Raw genomic sequence first — 17748 nt, 5'->3', positions numbered from 1 at the left:
ATGAGCCTTGCAGGGAAGACGGCCGTCGTCACCGGGTCGAACTCGGGCATCGGGCTCGGCATCGCGCGCGAGCTGGCACGGGCGGGGGCGGACGTGGTGCTGAACTCGTTCACCGACCGCGACGAGGACCACGCGCTCGCCGGGGAGCTGGGCCGCGAGTTCTCCGTCGGGGCGCGCTACGTCAAGGCCGACCTGTCGCAAGGCGACGAGGCGCGCGCGCTGGTGGCGCAGGCCGGGCGCTGCGACATCCTCGTCAACAACGCCGGCATCCAGCACGTCGCCTCCGTCGAGGACTTCCCGGCCGGCAAGTGGGACGCGATCCTCGCCATCAACCTCAGCTCCGCCTTCCACACCGCCGCCGTCGCCGTGCCCATGATGCGCGCAGCCGGCTGGGGGCGCATCGTCAACATCGCCTCCGCCCACGGCCTGCGCGCCTCGCCCTACAAGTCGGCCTACGTCGCCGCCAAGCACGGCGTGGTCGGGCTGACCAAGACGCTGGCGCTCGAGACCGCCGAGGCGCCGATCACCTGCAACGCGATCTGCCCGGGCTACGTGATGACGCCGCTGGTGGAGGCGCAGATCCCCGACACGATGGCGCGCTACGGCGTCGACCGCGAGACCGCGATTCGCGACGTGATGCTCGAGCGCCAGCCCTCGCGCGAGTTCGCCACCGTCGAGCAGCTCGGCGCGATGACCGTGTTCCTCTGCTCGGAGGCGGCGGCGCAGGTGACGGGGACGACCCTGAGCGTCGACGGGGGCTGGACGGCCCGCTGAGCGCGCCGCCCCGGCGGTGGCGGCGGCGGCGGCGCGGGGTGGCGATGGCGGAGATGCATATTTTCGGCCAGATGAAGGGCAGGGCGAGCGCCGGGCCGACGGGCTGGACGCGGGGGCGGCGCGCGGCTAGGGTGCGGGCATGAAGAGCCTGTGCATCATCCGCTGCATTATTTCCCGCTGATCACGTCCGCGGGCCGCTCTTCCACGTTTCCTCCGAAAAGGTAAGTTGCTAGGACCCGCGGGCCGCACCCGTTCGAGGAGCCCATGGTGACGATCCAGCTTCGCAACACCAAGAGCCGCAAGGTCGAGCCTTTCGCGCCGATCGATCCGACCAACGTGCGGATGTATGTCTGCGGCCCCACCGTCTACGACCGCGCCCACCTCGGCAACGCGCGCTCGGCGGTGGTCTTCGACATGCTGTTCCGGCTGCTGCGGCAGGTCTACGGCGCCGACGCCGTGACCTACGTGCGCAACATCACCGACGTCGACGACAAGATCAACGCGCGCGCCGCCGAGACCGGCCGCACCATCCGCGACATCACCGAGGAGACCACCGGCTGGTACCGCGACGACATGGCCGCGCTCGGCGTGCTGCGCCCGACGCACGAGCCGCGCGCGACCGAGTGGATCGGCGCGATGAAGGAGATGATCTCGACGCTCATCGAGCGCGGCAACGCCTACGCGGCCGAGGGCCACGTGCTGTTCGCGGTCGAGAGCGACGGCGCCTATGGCGGCCTGTCGGGCCGCTCCGTCGACGACATGATCGCCGGCGCCCGCGTCGAGGTCGCGCCCTACAAGCGCGACCCCATGGACTTCGTGCTCTGGAAACCCTCCGCCGACGACCAGCCCGGCTGGGACAGCCCCTGGGGCCGGGGCCGGCCGGGCTGGCACATCGAATGCTCCGCCATGAGCTACGAGCTGCTCGGCGAGACCTTCGACATCCACGGCGGCGGCAACGACCTGATGTTCCCGCACCACGAGAACGAGCTCGCCCAGTCCCGCTGCGCGCACCCCGAGGGCGGCTTCGCCCGCTTCTGGCTGCACAACGAGATGCTGCAGGTCGAGGGCAAGAAGATGTCCAAGTCGCTGGGCAACTTCTTCACCGTCCGCGATTTGCTGGAGCAGGGGGTGCCGGGCGAGGTGATGCGGCTGGTGATGCTGGGCACGCAATATTCCAAGCCGATGGACTGGACCGAGGAGAAGCGCGCGAGCGCCGAGGCGACGCTGCGCAAGTGGCGCGCGATGACGGAGGGCGTCGCGCCCGGCGAGGTGGCCGCGCCGGTGCTCGCCGCACTCGCGGACGATCTCAACACCGCCGGCGCCATCGCCGAGCTGCACAAGCTCGCGGCGGCGGGCGACGCCGCCGGGCTCAGGGCCTCGGCAGGGCTGCTGGGGCTTCTGGGCGACGAGCTGGGGGACTGGAAGTGGCGGGTCGTGGCGCAGGATTTCGGCGCCGTGCAGTATGTCGGTGACGGCGACGAGGCGCAGGGCGCGCTGGCGCGCGGCGTGGCCGAACGCTGGGCCGCCTGCCGGGCGGAGAAGGACTTCGCCAACGCCGACCGCATCCGCAGCGCGGCGCTCGAGGCCGGCATCGAGCTGCGCGCCGTGAAGGGCGCGGTGCAGGCGGTGAAGATCGGGGCGCTCGACCCGGCGAAGCTGGAGGACCTGCGATGACGGGCAACGGGACTTCGGGCAGGGCATCCGCCGCCGCGCGGACCGACAGAGGGCAGGGCACGTCCGCGGGGGGGCGTGAAGCGCCCGCCCGGGGGGGCGGACGGGCGCTGCCCGTGCTGCTCTGCGCCACGGGCGGGGCGACGGCATGAGCAAGGACCGCCTCTACCTCTACGACACCACCCTGCGCGACGGGCAGCAGACGCAGGGGGTGCAGTTCTCCACCGACGAGAAGAAGCGCATCGCCGCGATCCTCGACGCGCTCGGCCTCGACTACATCGAGGGCGGCTGGCCGGGCGCGAACCCGACCGACAGCGACTTCTTCGACGCCGCGCCGACGACCCGCGCCACCATGACCGCCTTCGGCATGACCAAGCGCTCGGGCCGCTCGGCGGAGAACGACGACGTGCTCGCCGCGGTGCTCAACGCCGGAACCCCGGCCGTCTGCCTCGTCGGCAAGGCGCACGACTTCCACGTCGAGACGGCCCTCGGCATCCCGCTCGCGGAGAACATCGACAACATCCGCGCCTCCTTCGCCCACATCAAGGCGCAGGGCCGCGAGGCGATCTTCGACGCGGAGCACTTCTTCGACGGCTGGAAGGCCAACCGCGCCTACGCGCTGGAGGCGGTGCACGCCGCCTATGACGCCGGCGCGGACTGGATCGTGCTCTGCGACACCAACGGCGGCACGCTGCCGCCCGAGATCGGACGCATCGTCGCGGACGTGATCGACAGCGGCATCCCCGGCACCCGCCTCGGCATCCATTGCCACAACGACACCGAGACGGCGGTCGCCGGCAGCCTCGCCGCCGTCGACGCCGGCGCGCGCCAGGTGCAGGGCACGCTCAGCGGGCTGGGCGAGCGCTGCGGCAACGCCAACCTCACCACGCTGCTCGCCGTCCTCGCGCTCAAGGAGCCCTACGCCAGCCGCTACGAAACCAACACGACCCCCGAGAGCCTGAAGGGCCTGCGCCGGGCCGCGCGCCAGCTCGACGACATCCTCAACCGGGTGCCGCAGAAGCAGGCGCCCTTCGTGGGCGCCTCGGCCTTCGCCCACAAGGCCGGGCTGCATGCCAGTGCGATCCTCAAGGACCCGACCACCTACGAGCACATCGATCCGACGGCCGTGGGCAATTCGCGCGTCGTGCCGATGTCCAACCAGGCCGGCCAGTCGAACCTGCGCCAGCGCCTCGCCGAGGCCGGGCTCGAGGTCGAGCGCGGCGACCCGGCGCTCGCGGCGATGCTCGAGACGGTGAAGACGCGCGAATCCGAGGGCTACGCCTACGACGGCGCGCAGGCGAGCTTCGAGCTGATCGCGCGGACGGAGCTCGGCCTGATGGAGCACAAGTTCTTCGAGGTCGAGCGCTACCGGGTGATCTCCGAGCGCCGCCGCAACGCGCGCGGCGAGCTCGTGATCGTCTCCGAGGCGGTCGTCACCGTGGCGCTGCCCGACGGCACCCAGACCACGAGCTTCTACCAGAACGAGAACCCCACCGAGCAGCAGGATGCCGGCCCGGTGAACGCGCTTGCCGTGGCCCTCTCGAAGGACCTCGGCCCCTACCAGGAGATGATCGCCGACTGGCGGCTCGTCGACTTCAAGGTGCGCATCACCAACGGCGGCACCGAGGCGGTCACCCGCGTCATCATCGACAGCGAGGATTCCACCGGCCGGCGCTGGTCGACGGTCGGGGTCTCGGCCAACATCGTCGACGCCTCTTTCGAGGCGATGGTCGACGCGATCCGCTGGAAGCTGGTGCAGGCCGGGGCGCGTCCGTGCTAGGCTGGGGCTCAGCCGGAGGTCCGACGATGCGTCTCGCCCTGTTGCCGCTGCTCCTTGCCGCCTGCGCCGCCCCGCCGCCCGAGGGCGATCACGTGCGCTTCCGCACCGGCGGCGGCTTCATGGGCCTCACCGAGGGGACGATCTACGAGGGCGACGTGGCGGTGCTCAGCGAGACCGAGCCCGGCGGCCCCGCCGTCACCCGGCGGCGCGAGCTGCCCGCGGGCAGCTACGCCGAGGCGCGCGCGCTCGCCGAGGCGGGCTTCGCGGAGGCGCTGGCGCGCAAGGCGGCGCTGGTCGACCCGCCGGTCTGCCCGACCGACATGGGCGTGACGCTGGTCTCGGTCGATCCGCCCATCGCCGGGCGCGACCGCGTCGCCGAGGGCTGCGGCGAGGCCGGGGTGGCCGGACTGATCGACAGGCTCGGGGCGATCGCCGCCCGATGAGCCTCGCCGCCTGTGCCGCCATCGTCGAGCGGGGCGACCCCGACCGCTTCCTCGCCGCCATGTCCTGCCCACCGCCGGCGCGGGAGGTGCTGTTCCCGCTCTACGCCTTCAACGTCGAGGTCAGCCGCGCGCCCTACGTGACGGACGAGCCGATGATCGCGGAGATGCGCCTGCAATGGTGGCGCGACGCGGTCGAGGAGATCGACGCGGGCAAGGCGCCGCGCGCCCACGAGGTCGCCGCGCCGCTGGCCGGGGTGATGCGGGCGCACGATCTGCCGGCGGCGCTGCTCGACGAGGCCGTGGCGGCGCGGCGCTGGGACGTGTGGAAGGAGCCGTTCGAGGACGCGGCCGCCTTCGAGGCGCACATCCAGCGGACCGCCGGGCACCTCGCGTGGCTCTCCGCGCTCGGCCTCGGGGCCGGGGCGGCGGAGGAGGCGGGGGTGCGCGAGGTGGCCCATGCGGGCGGCGTGGCGGCCTGGCTGCAGGCGGTGCCGGCGCTCGAGGCGAAGGGGCTGCAGCCGCTGGTCGCGGGCCGGCCCGACGACGTGCGCGCGCTCGCCGGGGCCGCGCTGGCGCGGCTCAAGGCGGCGCGGGTGCGCTCCGAGGCGGCGCGGCTGGCGGTGCGCCCGGCGTGGCAGGCGGGGACGCTGCTGCGCCTCGCGGTGCGCGAGCCGGAGCGGGTGGCACGCGGCGCGCTGGCGCTGTCGGAATTCCGCCGCAAGGCGCTGCTCGGCTGGCGCGCGGCGCGCCGGGGCTAGCGGCGCCGGGCGCGGTGCGCGCCGATCCCGATCCCGATGAGCGCGACGGCGGCCGAGGCCACCGACAGCGCGGCGGCGGTCCAGGCGACGGAGGCGAACGCCGCGACCATCGCCCCGCCGTGTCCCGCCGCCTCGGAGCGGATGCCATAGCTCGCCGGCCCGTCGGCGGCGGCGTAGGCGCGCGCGACGACGGCCGACATCGCCGCCACGGCGATCAGCCCGGCGATGCGGCTGATGGCGTTGTTCACCCCCGAGGCGACGCCGGTCTGGCCGTCTTCCACCGAGTGCATGATCGCCGACGAGATCGGCGCCACCACCATCGACATGCCGAGACCCTGCACGACCATCGGCGGCAGCACACCCCACCAGAAGTCGCGGGTCTCCACCGCGAGCGCGAGCCAGCCGTAGCCCACCGCCGCCAGCAGCGAGCCCATCGCGATGGGCGGGCCGTGGCCGATGCGCTCGGCCAGGCGGCCGAAGGTGCGCGAGAACAGCATCACGCAGACCGACAGCGGCGCGAAGGCGATGACCGCGTAGATCGCCGGGATGTCCCAGCCCGCGATGACCAGCATCGGCAGGAAAAACAGGATCGCCGAGAGGCTGAAATAGAGGGTGAAGGTCGACAGGTTGGCCGCCGCGAAGGTGGTGGAGCGGAACAGCGACAGCGGCATCATCGGGTGCCGGCTTACGTGTTCGTGGAGCACGAAGGCCGCGAGCGCCGCCGCGCCGAGGCTGCCGGTCCAGATCAGCGCGCTGTCGATGCCGCCGTGCTCGGCGTGGGTCAGCGCCCAGGCGAGCGCGCCGAGACCGGCGCTGGCGAGCAGCGCGCCGGTGATGTCGATGGGCTCGCCCGAGCGGGCGTTGTCCTCGCGGATGCCGACCTTGACCAGCCAGATCGCGATCAGGCCGAGCGGCAGGTTGATCGCGAAGATCCAGCGCCACATCCCGTCGCCCGACGCCAGCAGCAGCCCGCCCACGACCGGCCCCGCCGCCGTGGTGACGGCCGAGGCGGCGGCCCAGGTGGCGATGGCGCGGCCGCGCTCCTCGCGCGGGTAGGCGCGCGACACGATGGCCAGCGAGCCCGGCACCATCAGCGCCGCGCCGCAGCCCTGGGCGAAGCGGGCGAGGATCAGGACCTGGGCCGAGGAGGCGAGCGCGCAGATCGCCGAGGTCGCCATGAACAGCGCGATTCCGGCGGTGAAGACCTTGGCCAGCCCGAACCGGTCGCCGAGCGCGCCGCCCGACAGGATCAGCGCCGAGAGGGTGACCATGTAGGCGTTGTTGATCCAGGTCGCCTCGCCGAGCGTCGCGCCGAGGGTGGCGCGGATGGCGGGGATGGCGATGGAGACGACGGTGCCGTCGATGAAGCCCATCGCCGAGGCCAGCACGGCGGCGACAAGGATCAGCCGGCGCTTTTCGGGATCGCAGAAGCCGGAAACGAAAACAGGCCCCGGCTTTCGCGGGGCCTGTCCCTCGATGGGATCGGGCGTGTCCAAGCGGTCAGCCTTGCCCGGCGCCCGCGTTCTGGGGCGGTTTCTTGCCGCCGTTGGTGCTCAGCGGATCGTCCTGGCGCTGCACGGAGCCTTCGAAATGGGCGCCGCTCTCGATGGCGATCGTCTTGTGGATGATGTCGCCCTCGACACGCGCGGTGGAGGTCAGGCGGACCTTGAGCCCGCGCACGCGGCCCACGATGCGGCCGTTGACCACCACGTCGTCGGCGATGCACTCGCCCTTGACGGTGGCGCCTTCGCCGACGGTGAGCAGGTGGGCGCGGATGTCGCCGTCAACCTGGCCCTCGATCTGGATGTCGCCAGAGGTCTTGAGGTTGCCGGTGATGTGCAGGTCGGCGGACAGGACGGACGCCGGCGGCTTGGTCTTCGGGGCGGCGGGCTTGAAGTCGCCGCCGGCGGGAGCCTGGGGCTTGGGTGTTTCGGGCGTGGTCGTCTCGCCGGCCTTGGGGCCCGGATCGTTGATCTTGCTCTTAGAAAACATCTTGTCCCGCTCGTATGTAGATCATGGGGTTCACGGGGCGTCCGCCTACACGCACCTCGTAGTGGAGGTGGGGGCCGGTCGACCGTCCGGAATTTCCAATATCACCGATGTGCTGCCCGCGCGAGACCCTTTCGCCCACCCGGACGCGGATTCTGCTCTGATGGGCGTAGCGGGTCTCGATGCCGAACTCGTGCTGGATCTTGGTCAGCCGCCCGTAGCCCGACGCCCAGCCGGCCTCCGTCACCACGCCGTCGGCGGTGGCGTAGATGGGGGTGCCGATGGGCGCGGCGAAGTCGGTGCCGTTGTGCATCCGGCCCCAGCGCATCCCGAAGCCGGAGGTGAAGCGGAAGTTGCCGCGCACGGGGACGTCGAACGGCGTGCGCTCGGCGGCGATGCGGTAGAGGTTGATGTTGTCGAGCCCGCCGAGGATGTCGTTGGCGCGCGCGGCGTCCGGGTCGGGGCCGCCGCCGCGGGTCGAGAAGGAGAGGGGGGTCAGCGGGCCGCCGGTGCCGGAATAGCCGCGACGCACCTGCGCGATGAGGTCGTCGGGGTTCATGCCGGCGTCGCGGAACATCCGCTCGAGCGGCTCGACGGAGACTGTCATCGCCTCCTCGAGCTGGCGGAAGATCTCGTCGTTCTTGTCGCGCAGCAGGCGCAGTTCGAGCTCCATCTCCGCGGCCTGCTCGAGCGCGAACTCGGCGTCGGCGGCGATGGTGTCGCGCTCCTCGGCCGTCTCGGCCAGGGCGGCGGCGAGCAGGTCGACGGTGCCGCTCATCTCGTCGGAGGGGCTGCCGGGCAGGCCGCCCTCGCCGCTCGCGAGGCTGGCGGTCAGCGTGGCGAGCTCGTCGCGCACCGCCTCGCGCTCGTTCATCGTGCGCCGCAGGGTGGCCTGGATCACCTCGATCCCGGTCTCCAGCTCGCGGCGCTGGGTCTCCGACGACAGCAGCTCCGTCTGCATCGTCGAGATCTGCTCGAGCGCGGAGGCGAAGCGCTCCTGGGCGGCGACCGCTTCCTCGGCGCGCGCGTCGCGCTCCGCGGCCATCGCCGAGAGGCGCTCCTCGTAGATCATCTGGTCGCGCTGGGCCTGGGCGCGGAAGTTGCCGGCGCCGATCGAGTCCATCAGCAGGATCGCGGTCGAGACGATGGTCCAGCCGACGAACAGCGTCGCGCCCGCCCAGCCCAGAAGCTGCGTGCCCGATTTCAGCCGGATGAACCGCGTCTCGAAGTCTGACCTGATGAAGAGGCGCCGTTCCGGAAAACGGCGTTCGAGAGCGGAGTGGATCCGCTGTTTCATACGAGCTCGCACGTCTCTTCTTCCTGTCCCAATCCTCGCAGGCCGGCTCATTATCCCCAGACCCTGGCCCGCGCTTCGGGGATAGCCGGGGGGATCCGGCCCCGCAAGGATTTTGGGCAACAGAGCCGGGCGAACCGGCCGCCGGGGCCGCAATCGGCAACTTTCTGCTCAAATTTTCGAGAGTTACCCGGAGGAGGGCGCGACACCGGCGCCGCGAAGGGGGGCGGATTGCTGCATGTCGCTACAGCGCGCGCACCGCCGCGAGCACCTCCTCGACGTGCCCCGGCACCTTCACCCGGCGCCAGATCCGGGCGATCCGGCCGTCGGCGCCGATCAGGAACGTGCTGCGCTCGATGCCCATGAAGGTGCGTCCGTACATGCTCTTCTCGCGCCACACGCCGTAGCGCTCGCAGACGTCGCCCTCGGCGTCCGACAGCAGCGGAATGCCCAGCCCGTGCTTGTCGCGGAAGCTGTCGTGCTTGCGCACGCTGTCCTTCGAGACGCCGAGCACCGTCGCCCCGGCGGCGGCGAAGTCGGCGGCGTGCTCGGTGAAGCCGAGCGCCTCGCGGGTGCAGCCCGACGTGTCGTCGCGCGGATAGAAGAACAGCACCACCGGCCCGCCCGCGAAGTCGGCCAGTCGCGCGCGCCCGCCGCCGTCGCGCGGCAGGTCGACTTGCGGGGCGGTGTCACCTTCTTGCAGGTCGCTCTGGGTCATCTCGTCCCCTGTCGTGATTTCCGTTTCTGTTTTAGTAAGCCCGGCCGCAGGATAATCGGCAAGAACGACAAGGGCCGCAATGGCTGAGCAGGGCATCGACATCGGCGGCAGCAGACCCGCCCCGGCGCGCCGGGGCCGGGCGGCGCGCGTCGGGCTGCGGCTGACGGGGCTGCTGCTCGCGCTGCCGCTGGTCTTCGCGCTGGTCGCGGCCGTGTCGCTGATCGACCGGGAGGTCCGCGCCCCCACCTGGGTCGAGCGGCTGGTCGAGGCGCGCGCGGCGGAGCTGATTGGCGGCGCGCTCGGCGTCAGCGACATCCGCCTGCGCCTCGGGCGCGATCTCCACCCGCGCGTGCGCATCGAGAACGCCGTGCTGCGCGACCGCGACGGCGTGACCGTGGCGCAGGTGCCGGTGATCGAGGCGCTGATCTCGCCGCGCGGGCTGTTGCTGCGCCGCGAGCTGCTGATGCAGCAGGTCGCGCTGTCTGGCGTGCAGGTGACGCTGCGCCGCGATCGGCAGGGCGGCTTCGCGCTGTCCTTCGGGCGCGCGGGCGGGGCGGCGATGGGCGAGGCGGCGAGCTTCGCCGGCCTGCTCGACGCCATCGACGGCGCCTTCGACCGGCCCGCCCTCGCGGCGCTCGAGCAGGTGCGCGCCGACGGGCTGGTCGTCAACTTCTCCGACGCGCGCGCCGGGCGCAGCTGGACCGTCGACGGCGGCTCCCTCGCGCTCGACCTGCGCGGCGGGCAGACCGCGCTGAGCGCCGACCTCGCGCTGCTGGCCGGCCGTGCCGACGTCACCGCGCTGGCGCTGTCCTACGTCAGCCCCGACGACAGCCACGCCGCCGACATCCGCCTCACCGTCACCGACGCCGTGGCCGCCGACATCGCCACCCATTCGCCGGCGCTGAGCTGGCTGGCGGTGCTCGACGCGCCGATCTCCGCCGAGCTCTCCGCCGCCATCGCCGACGACGGCGGCCTCGCGCCGCTCGAGGCGCGGCTCGAGATCGGGCAGGGCGCGGTGCAGCCCAACGCCGAGACCCGGCCGATCCCGTTCGACGGCGCAAAGATCGCCTTCGCCTACGACCCGGCGCGCCAGGAGATCGCCTTCACCGACATCGGCCTCGCCAGTCGGGCGGTCACGCTCGATGCCGAGGGGCGCGCCTACCTGCGCGGCCCCGACCCGCTCGCGCCCGACGAGATCTGGACCCAGCTCGCCGTGCCCCGCCTCGTCGCCAACCCCGGCGGCGCCTACGACACGGCGCCGGTGCTGACCGACGGCGCCATCGAGCTGCGCCTCGCGCTCGATCCGTTCCGCCTGACCCTCGGCGAGCTGGCGATCCGGGACGGCGACAGCCGCCTGCGCGCCTGGGGCGAGGTCGCGGCGACGCCGTCGGGCTGGGACGTGGCGATGAACGGGCGGCTCGACGAGATCGGCGTGGCCAAGGCGCTGGCGCGCTGGCCCGCGGGCTGGCGGCCGGGGATGCGCTCGTGGTTCGCCGCCAACCTCACCGAGGGGCGCTTCTTCGACGTCAGCGCCGCGCTCAGCGCCCGCGACGGCGGCCCGCCGCGCACCGCGATCGATTTCGAGTTTGACGACGCCGCCGTGCGCTTCTTGCCCCGGATGCCGCCGCTCACCGGCGCGGCGGGCTTCGCGCAGCTCGGCGCGGACGGCTTTGCGCTGCTGCTCGACGAGGGCAGCCTCGTGGCGCCCGAGGGCGGCACCGTCGCGCTCGGCGGCTCGTCGATGGTGATCGAGGACCTCGCCGTGCCCCGGGCCCCGGCGCGCTTCGACCTCGCGCTCGCCGGCCCCGTGCCGGCGCTGCTGTCGGTCCTCGACCAACCGCCGCTGCTCGCCCTGTCGCGCGCCAACCTGCCCGTCGGCCTCGCGACGGGCCGCGCCGAGGTCGACGGCCGCCTGCAGCTGCCGCTCGGCGGGCCGCGCGCGCCCGACGAGATCACCTACGCCATGCACGCGGTGCTCACCGACGTCGCCTCCGACGTCGCGATCCCCGGCCGGCGCCTCACCGCCGAGCGCATCGAGCTGCTGGCGACGCCCGAGGGGCTGCTCCTCGAAGGGTCGGCGCGGGTCGGCGACGTGCTGCTGTCGGGCGCGCTCACCAAGGCCTTCGCCGCCGACAGCCCGGCGCGCGTCGAAGCCCGGGTCGAGCTGTCGCAGCGCTTTCTCGACGAGTTCGGCATCGCTCTGCCCGAGAACGTCGTCGGCGGCGACGGCGCCGGGCGGCTGGCGCTCGAGCTCGCGCCGGGCGGGCCGCTGTTCTCGCTGACCTCCGATCTCGCGGGGCTGCGCATGGCGCTGCCGTGGGTCGGCTGGTCGAAGGGCTCGGCGGAGCGCGGGCGGCTCGAGGTCGACGGCCGGCTCGGCGCCGCTCCCGAGATCCGCCGGCTGGCGCTGAGCGCGCCGGGGCTGGAGGCGGCGGGTCACATCGACCTCGCCGCCGACGGCGCCTTCGAGGCCGCGCGCTTCGACCGGGTGGCGGTGGGCGACTGGCTCGACGCGCCGGTGGCGCTGGTGGCGCGCGGAGAGGGAATGCCGGTCGGCATCGAGGTCGACGGCGGGCGGCTCGACCTGCGCCGCGCGCGCTTCGGCGCGGGCGCGGGCGCGGGCGGCGCGGCCAGCGCGCCGATGGAGGTGGCGCTCGACCGGCTGGTGATCTCCGAGGCCATCGCCCTCACCGACTTCCGCGGCGAGTTCGAGGCCGGCGGCGCGGCCGGCGGCGTCGCGGGCGACTTCGCCGCCCGGCTCAACGACGCGCCCATCGTCGCCGGCACCCTCGCGCCCGGCGAGGCGGGGCTGCGCGTGCGGGTGGCGAGCGAGGACGCGGGCGGCGTGCTGCGCGCGGCGGGGTTGCTGCCCAACGCCACGGGCGGCGCGCTCGACCTGACCCTCGACGCCACCGGCGCGCCCGGCGCCTACGACGGCGACCTCGCCATCACCGACCTGCGCGTGCGCGACGTCCCGGCCATCGCCGCGCTGCTCGACGCGATCAGCGTCGTCGGCCTGCTGCAGCAGCTCGACGGGCAGGGCCTCGCCTTCTCCAACGTCGACGCCGACTTCCGCCTCACGCCCGAGCAGGTCATCGTCACCCGCTCCAGCGCCGTCGGCCCCTCGCTCGGCCTGTCGCTCGACGGCACCTACGCGCTCGCGGCGGCCGAGATGGATTTCCAGGGGGTGGTCTCGCCGGTCTACCTGCTCAACGGCATCGGCGCGATCCTGACGCGGCCGGGCGAAGGGCTGATCGGCTTCAACTTCAATCTCGCCGGCAGCACCGACGCGCCGCGGGTGTCGGTCAACCCGCTCTCGGTCTTGACCCCGGGGATGTTCCGCGAGATTTTCCGCCGCCCGCCACCGGATGTCGGCCAGTAAGGTTCATGCAGCTCTCCGATTTCGACTTCGACCTCCCCGACGAGCTCATCGCCGTCCGCCCCGCGCGGCCGCGCTCCTCGGCGCGCCTGCTGCTGGCTGAGGGCGACGCGATCGGCGACCGCATCGTCAGCGAGCTGCCCCGGATCCTGCAGCCCGGCGACCGGCTGGTGCTCAACGACACCCGCGTCATCCCCGCCCGCCTCACCGGCACCCGCACCCGCCCCGGCGCCGCCGGCGAGGGGGTGGCGCGGATCGAGGTGACGCTGCTCGAGCCGCGCGCCGACGGGCTCTGGTCGGCGCTGGTCAAGCCGCTCAGGAAGCTGCGCGAGGGCGAGGAGGTGGTGTTCTCGCCGCGCCTCACGGCGTCTCTCGAGGCGCGCGAGGCGGGGCAGGGGCTGTTGCGCTTCAACTGCACGGGCGAGGATTTCGATGCCGCGCTCGCCGAGGCCGGCGCGATGCCGCTGCCGCCCTATATCGCCGCCCGCCGCCCGGCCGACGCCGCCGACAAGGACGACTACCAGACCGTCTGGGCCGAGCGCCCCGGCGCCGTCGCCGCGCCGACCGCGTCGCTGCACTTCGACGCGCCGCTGCTCGAGGCCATCGCCGCGCGCGGGGTCGAGATCACCCGGGTGACGCTGCACGTGGGCGCCGGCACCTTCCTGCCGGTCAAGGTCGAGGACGTCACCACCCATCGGATGCACGCCGAGTGGGGCGAGGTGACCGAGGCCGCCGCCGCCGAGATCGCCGCCACCCGCGGCGCCGGCGGCCGCGTCATCCCCGTCGGCACCACCGCGCTGCGGCTGATCGAGACCGCCGCCCGCGCGTCGGGCGAGATCGCGCCGTGGACGGGCGAGACCGACATCTTCATCTACCCGGGCTTCGAGTTCCGCGTGGCCGACGGGCTGATGACGAACTTCCACCTGCCCAGGTCGACGCTGATGATGCTGGTCTCGGCCTTCATGGGGATGGAGCGGGTGCGCGCGATCTACGCCCACGCTGTCGCGGAGCGGTATCGGTTCTTCTCCTACGGCGACGCGTCGTTGCTCCTGCCGTAGGCCGGGCCCCGGCCCGGCACGCGGTGGCGGCTGCGCCGGGGCTGCCGGGCTGAAGCCCGGCCTACGGCGGCGGTACCTCGGCGCGCACCGGCGCAGACCGGTGTAAGCCGGGCTTCAGCCCGGCACCCCGGCACCTCTCCGCCCCGCCGCACGCGGCCCATTGCCCCGGACTGACACGTCCTGATAGGCGCTCGGGCGACACGAGATGTCGGTGCGAGGCGGGCGCCGTCTGCCGGGAGCGGGCAGGCGGGTACGAGGAAGGGAAGTTCGATGATCCAGGTTCTCGGCAGCGCGTGGCCGCTTCTGCTCGGCCTCTTCATGCTCATGGTCGGCAACGGCCTGCAGGGCACGCTCCTCGGCGTGCGCGGCGCGCTGGAGGGCTTCTCGACGCTCGAGATGTCGGTGGTGATGTCGGCCTACTTCGTGGGCTTCCTCGGCGGCTCGCGGCTCGCGCCCGAGATGATCCGCCGGGTCGGCCATGTCCGCGTCTTCGCCGCGCTCGGCAGCGCCATCTCGGCGATCCTCATCCTCTACCCGACCCTCGTCAGCCCCTGGGCCTGGACGCTGGGCCGGGTCATCATCGGCTTCTGCTTCGCCGGGGTCTACGTCACCGCCGAGAGCTGGCTCAACAACTCGGCCACCAACGAGACCCGGGGCCAGGCGCTGTCGCTCTACATGATCGTGCAGATGGGCGGCATCGTCACCGCCCAGTACCTGCTGCTGCTGGGCGACGCCGGCGGCTTCGTGCTGTTCGTCATCCCCTCGGTCCTCGTGAGCCTCGCCTTCGCGCCGATCCTGCTGTCGGTGTCGCCGACGCCCGCCTTCGCCACCACCAAGCCGCTCAACCTAAAGCGCCTCGTGGAGGCCTCGCCGCTGGCGTCGGTGGGCATGATCCTGCTCGGCGGCGTGTTCGCGGCGCAGTTCGGCATGGCGGCGGTCTACGCCACCCGCGCGGGGATGACGCTGGCGCAGATCTCGGTCTTCGTCTCCGCCATCTACATCGCCGGTCTGCTGTTCCAGTACCCGATCGGCTGGCTGTCCGACCGCTACGACCGCCGCCTCGTCATCATCGGCGCCTCGCTCGGGGGCGGCGTCGGCGCGCTCGTGGGCGCGACGCTGGGCGGCAGCTCCTTCGGCGCGCTGCTGTTCGCGGCCGCGATGATGGGCGGGACGTCGAACCCGCTCTATTCCCTGCTCATCGCCTACGCCAACGACTTCCTCGAGCCCGAGGACATGGCCGCCGCCTCGGCGGGGTTCATCTTCATCAACGGCCTCGGCGCCATCGCCGGCCCGATCACCGTGGGCTACATGATGGACCTGCTCGGTGCGCCCGGCTACTGGGGCTTCGTCGCGGTGCTGATGCTGGCCATTGCGGCCTACGGCCTCTACCGCACCGTGCGCCGCCCGCACGTGTCGACCGTGAGCGAGACGGTGCCCTACGCCAAGGTCATCGCCTCCGCCTCGCCGCTGGCGGTGGAACTGGCGCAGGAGGTCTACATCGAGGCCGAGGCCGAAGAGGCCGCCGCCGTTCAGGACGAGGCCGCGGCGGAGCCGTGGCCAGCGCCGGAGGGGCAGGGTGCGACGCGTGAGCAGAGTGACGCGCAATCGCCCCGCTAGCTGCTTGAAGCTGCCCCGTTTCTCCCGCAGGGTCGGGGCGATATAGGCAGACAGGACGGTGTTCAGATGTCCACGCTCAAGCCCGAGGAGGTGCTGACCTTCTGGATCGACGAGGTCGGACCGAAAGGGTGGTACGACAGCAGCGAGGCGCTCGACGCCAGGGTGCGCGACCGCTTCCTCGAGGCCTGGCAGGAAGCCGCGGAGGGCTCGTCGGGGCTCTGGCTGACCTACCCGGAGGGCGCGCTCGCCTACATCATCCTGACCGACCAGTTCCCGCGCAACATGTTCCGCGACGACCCGCGCGCCTTCTCCACCGACCGCTCGGCGCGCGCGGCGGCGAAGGTGGCACTCGACCGGGACTGGGATCTCAAGGTCGAGGGGGCCGCGCGGCAGTTCTTCTACCTGCCGCTGATGCACTCGGAGAACCTGATCGACCAGGACCGCGCGGTGCGGCTGTTCTGCAGCCGGATGCCCGACTCGCCGAGCAGCCTGGTCCATGCCCGGGCCCACCGCGAGATCATCCGCCGCTTCGGCCGCTTCCCCTACCGCAACGCCGCGCTGGGGCGGAAGTCGAACGAGGCCGAGCAGCGCTTCATGGACGAGGGCGGCTACGGCGCGCTGGTGCGCGAGATGTCGCAAACCGCCAGGACCTGACCGGCGGGCGCCGTTAAGGGTGCCGTAAGGTCGGCGTGCTAAGGCTGCCGCGGGCAAGGCTGCCAGCGGAGACCCGAGCGGGTGAGCATCGAACGACGTGCCGAGATGTGGCGCGAGGACTGGGCCCTCGCGCCGGTGGATGAGGACGCGCCGCGCGCGGCCCCCGACGCGCTGGCGACGGAGATCATGAACATCATGGAGCAGGGGATCCTCGTCTGGTCGGCCGACGGGGTGTGCGAGCTGCACAATTCCCGCGTCTACGAGGTGCTCGGGCTCGAGCCGGGCGATCTCGTCATCGGCACGCCCCGCGCGGAGTTCCGCGACCTGCTCGCCGCGCGCGGCGCGCTCTCGCCCGTCTGCCGCGACACCGCCGACGCCGCCATCGCCGCCGACCGGCCCTATTCGTTCGACATGCCCACCCCCTCGGGCGGCGTCGTGCTCACCAGCGGCCGCCCGGCGCGCAACGGCGGCTACGTCGTCACCTTCACCGACGTCACCGCGGCGCGCACCGCCGCGCGCGACGTCGAGGCCGCCCGCGCCAGCGCCGAGGCCGCCGAGGCCCGCGCCCGCGACGCGCTCGACGGCGACCGCGCGCGGCAGGAGGAGGCGCGCCAGCTGTCGCTGCTCGACGAGTGGCTGCAATCCTGCAAGACCCTGCGCGAGCTGTACATGATCGTCACCCGCTTCCTGTGCCGCGTCCTCGCCCACACCAGCGGCGAGCTCTACGTGTTCTCGCCGCACCGCGACGTGCTCGACGGGGTCGGCGCGTGGTCGGGGGCAGAACTGCAGCGCCACATCGCCACCGACAGCTGCTGGGCCCTGCGCCGGGGCCGCGCCTACGAATACGACCCGGCCGGCATCTGCTTCGTCTGCGGCCATGTGGACCACCCCGAGGACGAGGACTATCCCGGCAAGTATGTCTGCGTCCCCATCAGCGCCCACGGCGACACGGTCGGCCTGCTCCACGTCCGCTTCGATCCGGAGGCCTACGGCGACGCCCGCCAGAAGCGCGCGGCGACCTTCACCCTGCGCTGCGCCGAGCACATCTCGCTCGCCGTCGCCAACGTGCGCCTGCGCGACGAGCTGCACGAGCAGTCGATCCGCGATCCGCTGACGGGCCTGCACAACCGCCGCCACCTGCTCGACAGGATGCGCCGCGAGCTGTCGGAGGCCGACCGCAGGGGCGCGCCCTTCGGCCTCGTCACCTTCGACGCCGACCGCTTCAAGGCGGTCAACGACACCTACGGCCACGACGCCGGCGACGCGGTGCTGCTGGCGCTGGCGGCGGTGATGGGGGAAGTGCTCGAGGAGGGCTGGACGGGCTGCCGGATCGGCGTCGAGGAGTTCGCCCTGCTGGTGCCGGGGGCCGACGTCGCGGCGGCCGCGGCGGCGGGCGAGCGGCTGCGCGCGCGGGTCGAGGCGATGGAGGTGCGCCACGCCGGGGCGGTGCTGCCGCCGGTGACGGTGTCGGTCGGCGTCGCCGTCTACCCCGACCACGGGCGCGACGCCGCGGCCCTGCTCAAGCGATCCGACGAGGCGCTCTACGCCGCCAAGGAGGGGGGCCGCAACCGCGTCGCGATCAGCGCCACCCCCGGCCCGCCGCCCGCCGCCGC

Annotated in this window: 14 protein-coding genes; 10 read left to right on the top strand and 4 right to left on the bottom strand. The window is 72.9% G+C overall.

What is annotated here, in order from left to right; genetic code table 11:
* The 5 genes from OG2516_RS04365 to OG2516_RS04345 all read left to right on the top strand — a co-directional run bounded on the left by OG2516_RS04365 (position 1) and on the right by OG2516_RS04345 (position 5426).
* A complete protein-coding gene (locus OG2516_RS04365) occupies positions 1 to 774 on the top strand; it encodes a 3-hydroxybutyrate dehydrogenase (protein ID WP_007254411.1) in 774 nt (257 codons plus the stop codon).
* A gap of 264 nt (positions 775 to 1038) precedes the next feature.
* The gene (gene cysS / locus OG2516_RS04360; protein WP_007254410.1) at positions 1039 to 2448 is read left to right on the top strand and encodes a cysteine--tRNA ligase; all 1410 of its coding nucleotides are present in this window, start codon (positions 1039 to 1041) and stop codon (positions 2446 to 2448) included.
* Positions 2449 to 2593: 145 nt separating this feature from the next.
* Positions 2594 to 4225 carry a citramalate synthase gene (gene cimA / locus OG2516_RS04355; RefSeq protein ID WP_007254409.1) on the top strand — a complete coding sequence of 544 codons (1632 nt, stop codon included), beginning with the start codon at positions 2594 to 2596 and terminating at the stop codon, positions 4223 to 4225.
* Between the two features lie 26 nt (positions 4226 to 4251).
* Positions 4252 to 4668, top strand: a complete 417-nt coding sequence (locus OG2516_RS04350; protein ID WP_007254408.1) for a hypothetical protein — start codon at positions 4252 to 4254, stop codon at positions 4666 to 4668.
* Positions 4665 to 5426: a squalene/phytoene synthase family protein gene (locus OG2516_RS04345; RefSeq protein WP_007254407.1), complete on the top strand. Its 762-nt coding sequence runs from the start codon at positions 4665 to 4667 to the stop codon at positions 5424 to 5426. Before OG2516_RS04350 ends, OG2516_RS04345 begins: the two co-directional genes overlap by 4 nt.
* Here OG2516_RS04345 and OG2516_RS04340 read toward each other — a convergent pair.
* From OG2516_RS04340 to OG2516_RS04325, 4 genes are all read right to left on the bottom strand, one after another.
* Positions 5423 to 6922: a DHA2 family efflux MFS transporter permease subunit gene (locus tag OG2516_RS04340; RefSeq protein ID WP_007254406.1), complete on the bottom strand. Its 1500-nt coding sequence runs from the start codon at positions 6920 to 6922 to the stop codon at positions 5423 to 5425. The genes OG2516_RS04345 and OG2516_RS04340 overlap by 4 nt on opposite strands.
* A gap of 4 nt (positions 6923 to 6926) precedes the next feature.
* Positions 6927 to 7418 (bottom strand): bactofilin family protein, encoded by a 492-nt coding sequence (locus tag OG2516_RS04335; protein WP_007254405.1) that lies wholly within the window; start codon positions 7416 to 7418, stop codon positions 6927 to 6929.
* Positions 7408 to 8712, bottom strand: a complete 1305-nt coding sequence (locus OG2516_RS04330) for a M23 family metallopeptidase (RefSeq protein ID WP_007254404.1) — start codon at positions 8710 to 8712, stop codon at positions 7408 to 7410. Before OG2516_RS04330 ends, OG2516_RS04335 begins: the two co-directional genes overlap by 11 nt.
* A gap of 241 nt (positions 8713 to 8953) precedes the next feature.
* A complete protein-coding gene (locus OG2516_RS04325) occupies positions 8954 to 9427 on the bottom strand; it encodes a peroxiredoxin (RefSeq protein ID WP_007254403.1) in 474 nt (157 codons plus the stop codon).
* Positions 9428 to 9506: 79 nt separating this feature from the next.
* Here OG2516_RS04325 and OG2516_RS20855 point away from each other — a divergent pair, with 79 nt between their 5' ends.
* The 5 genes from OG2516_RS20855 to OG2516_RS20370 all read left to right on the top strand — a co-directional run.
* Positions 9507 to 12809: an AsmA-like C-terminal region-containing protein gene (locus tag OG2516_RS20855; protein WP_007254402.1), complete on the top strand. Its 3303-nt coding sequence runs from the start codon at positions 9507 to 9509 to the stop codon at positions 12807 to 12809.
* Between the two features lie 5 nt (positions 12810 to 12814).
* Positions 12815 to 13864 (top strand): tRNA preQ1(34) S-adenosylmethionine ribosyltransferase-isomerase QueA, encoded by a 1050-nt coding sequence (gene queA, locus OG2516_RS04315; RefSeq protein WP_007254401.1) that lies wholly within the window; start codon positions 12815 to 12817, stop codon positions 13862 to 13864.
* 270 nt (positions 13865 to 14134) lie between these two features.
* Positions 14135 to 15481 (top strand): MFS transporter, encoded by a 1347-nt coding sequence (locus tag OG2516_RS04310; RefSeq protein WP_007254400.1) that lies wholly within the window; start codon positions 14135 to 14137, stop codon positions 15479 to 15481.
* A 66-nt stretch (positions 15482 to 15547) separates the two neighbouring features.
* Positions 15548 to 16135 (top strand): DUF924 family protein, encoded by a 588-nt coding sequence (locus tag OG2516_RS04305; RefSeq protein WP_007254399.1) that lies wholly within the window; start codon positions 15548 to 15550, stop codon positions 16133 to 16135.
* An 81-nt stretch (positions 16136 to 16216) separates the two neighbouring features.
* Positions 16217 to 17748: sensor domain-containing diguanylate cyclase (locus tag OG2516_RS20370; RefSeq protein WP_192808352.1), on the top strand; the 1532-nt coding region annotated here is incomplete at its 3' end.

The organism is Oceanicola granulosus HTCC2516 (assembly GCF_000153305.1).
GTDB lineage: Bacteria > Pseudomonadota > Alphaproteobacteria > Rhodobacterales > Rhodobacteraceae > Oceanicola > Oceanicola granulosus.
The sequence above is the reverse complement of the archived record's forward strand: the minus strand, read 5'-3'. Positions and strand labels throughout refer to the sequence as shown.

Excerpts from the sequence above, each read along its gene's own strand:
- OG2516_RS04365 (WP_007254411.1), top strand. The coding sequence starts at position 1 with ATGAGCCTTGCAGGGAAGACGGCCGTCGTCACCGGGTCGAACTCGGGC.
- cysS (WP_007254410.1), top strand. The coding sequence starts at position 1,039 with ATGGTGACGATCCAGCTTCGCAACACCAAGAGCCGCAAGGTCGAGCCT.
- cimA (WP_007254409.1), top strand. The coding sequence starts at position 2,594 with ATGAGCAAGGACCGCCTCTACCTCTACGACACCACCCTGCGCGACGGG.
- OG2516_RS04350 (WP_007254408.1), top strand. The coding sequence starts at position 4,252 with ATGCGTCTCGCCCTGTTGCCGCTGCTCCTTGCCGCCTGCGCCGCCCCG.
- OG2516_RS04345 (WP_007254407.1), top strand. The coding sequence starts at position 4,665 with ATGAGCCTCGCCGCCTGTGCCGCCATCGTCGAGCGGGGCGACCCCGAC.
- OG2516_RS04335 (WP_007254405.1), bottom strand. The coding sequence starts at position 7,418 with ATGTTTTCTAAGAGCAAGATCAACGATCCGGGCCCCAAGGCCGGCGAG.
- OG2516_RS04330 (WP_007254404.1), bottom strand. The coding sequence starts at position 8,712 with ATGAAACAGCGGATCCACTCCGCTCTCGAACGCCGTTTTCCGGAACGG.
- OG2516_RS04325 (WP_007254403.1), bottom strand. The coding sequence starts at position 9,427 with ATGACCCAGAGCGACCTGCAAGAAGGTGACACCGCCCCGCAAGTCGAC.
- OG2516_RS20855 (WP_007254402.1), top strand. The coding sequence starts at position 9,507 with ATGGCTGAGCAGGGCATCGACATCGGCGGCAGCAGACCCGCCCCGGCG.
- queA (WP_007254401.1), top strand. The coding sequence starts at position 12,815 with ATGCAGCTCTCCGATTTCGACTTCGACCTCCCCGACGAGCTCATCGCC.
- OG2516_RS04310 (WP_007254400.1), top strand. The coding sequence starts at position 14,135 with ATGATCCAGGTTCTCGGCAGCGCGTGGCCGCTTCTGCTCGGCCTCTTC.
- OG2516_RS04305 (WP_007254399.1), top strand. The coding sequence starts at position 15,548 with ATGTCCACGCTCAAGCCCGAGGAGGTGCTGACCTTCTGGATCGACGAG.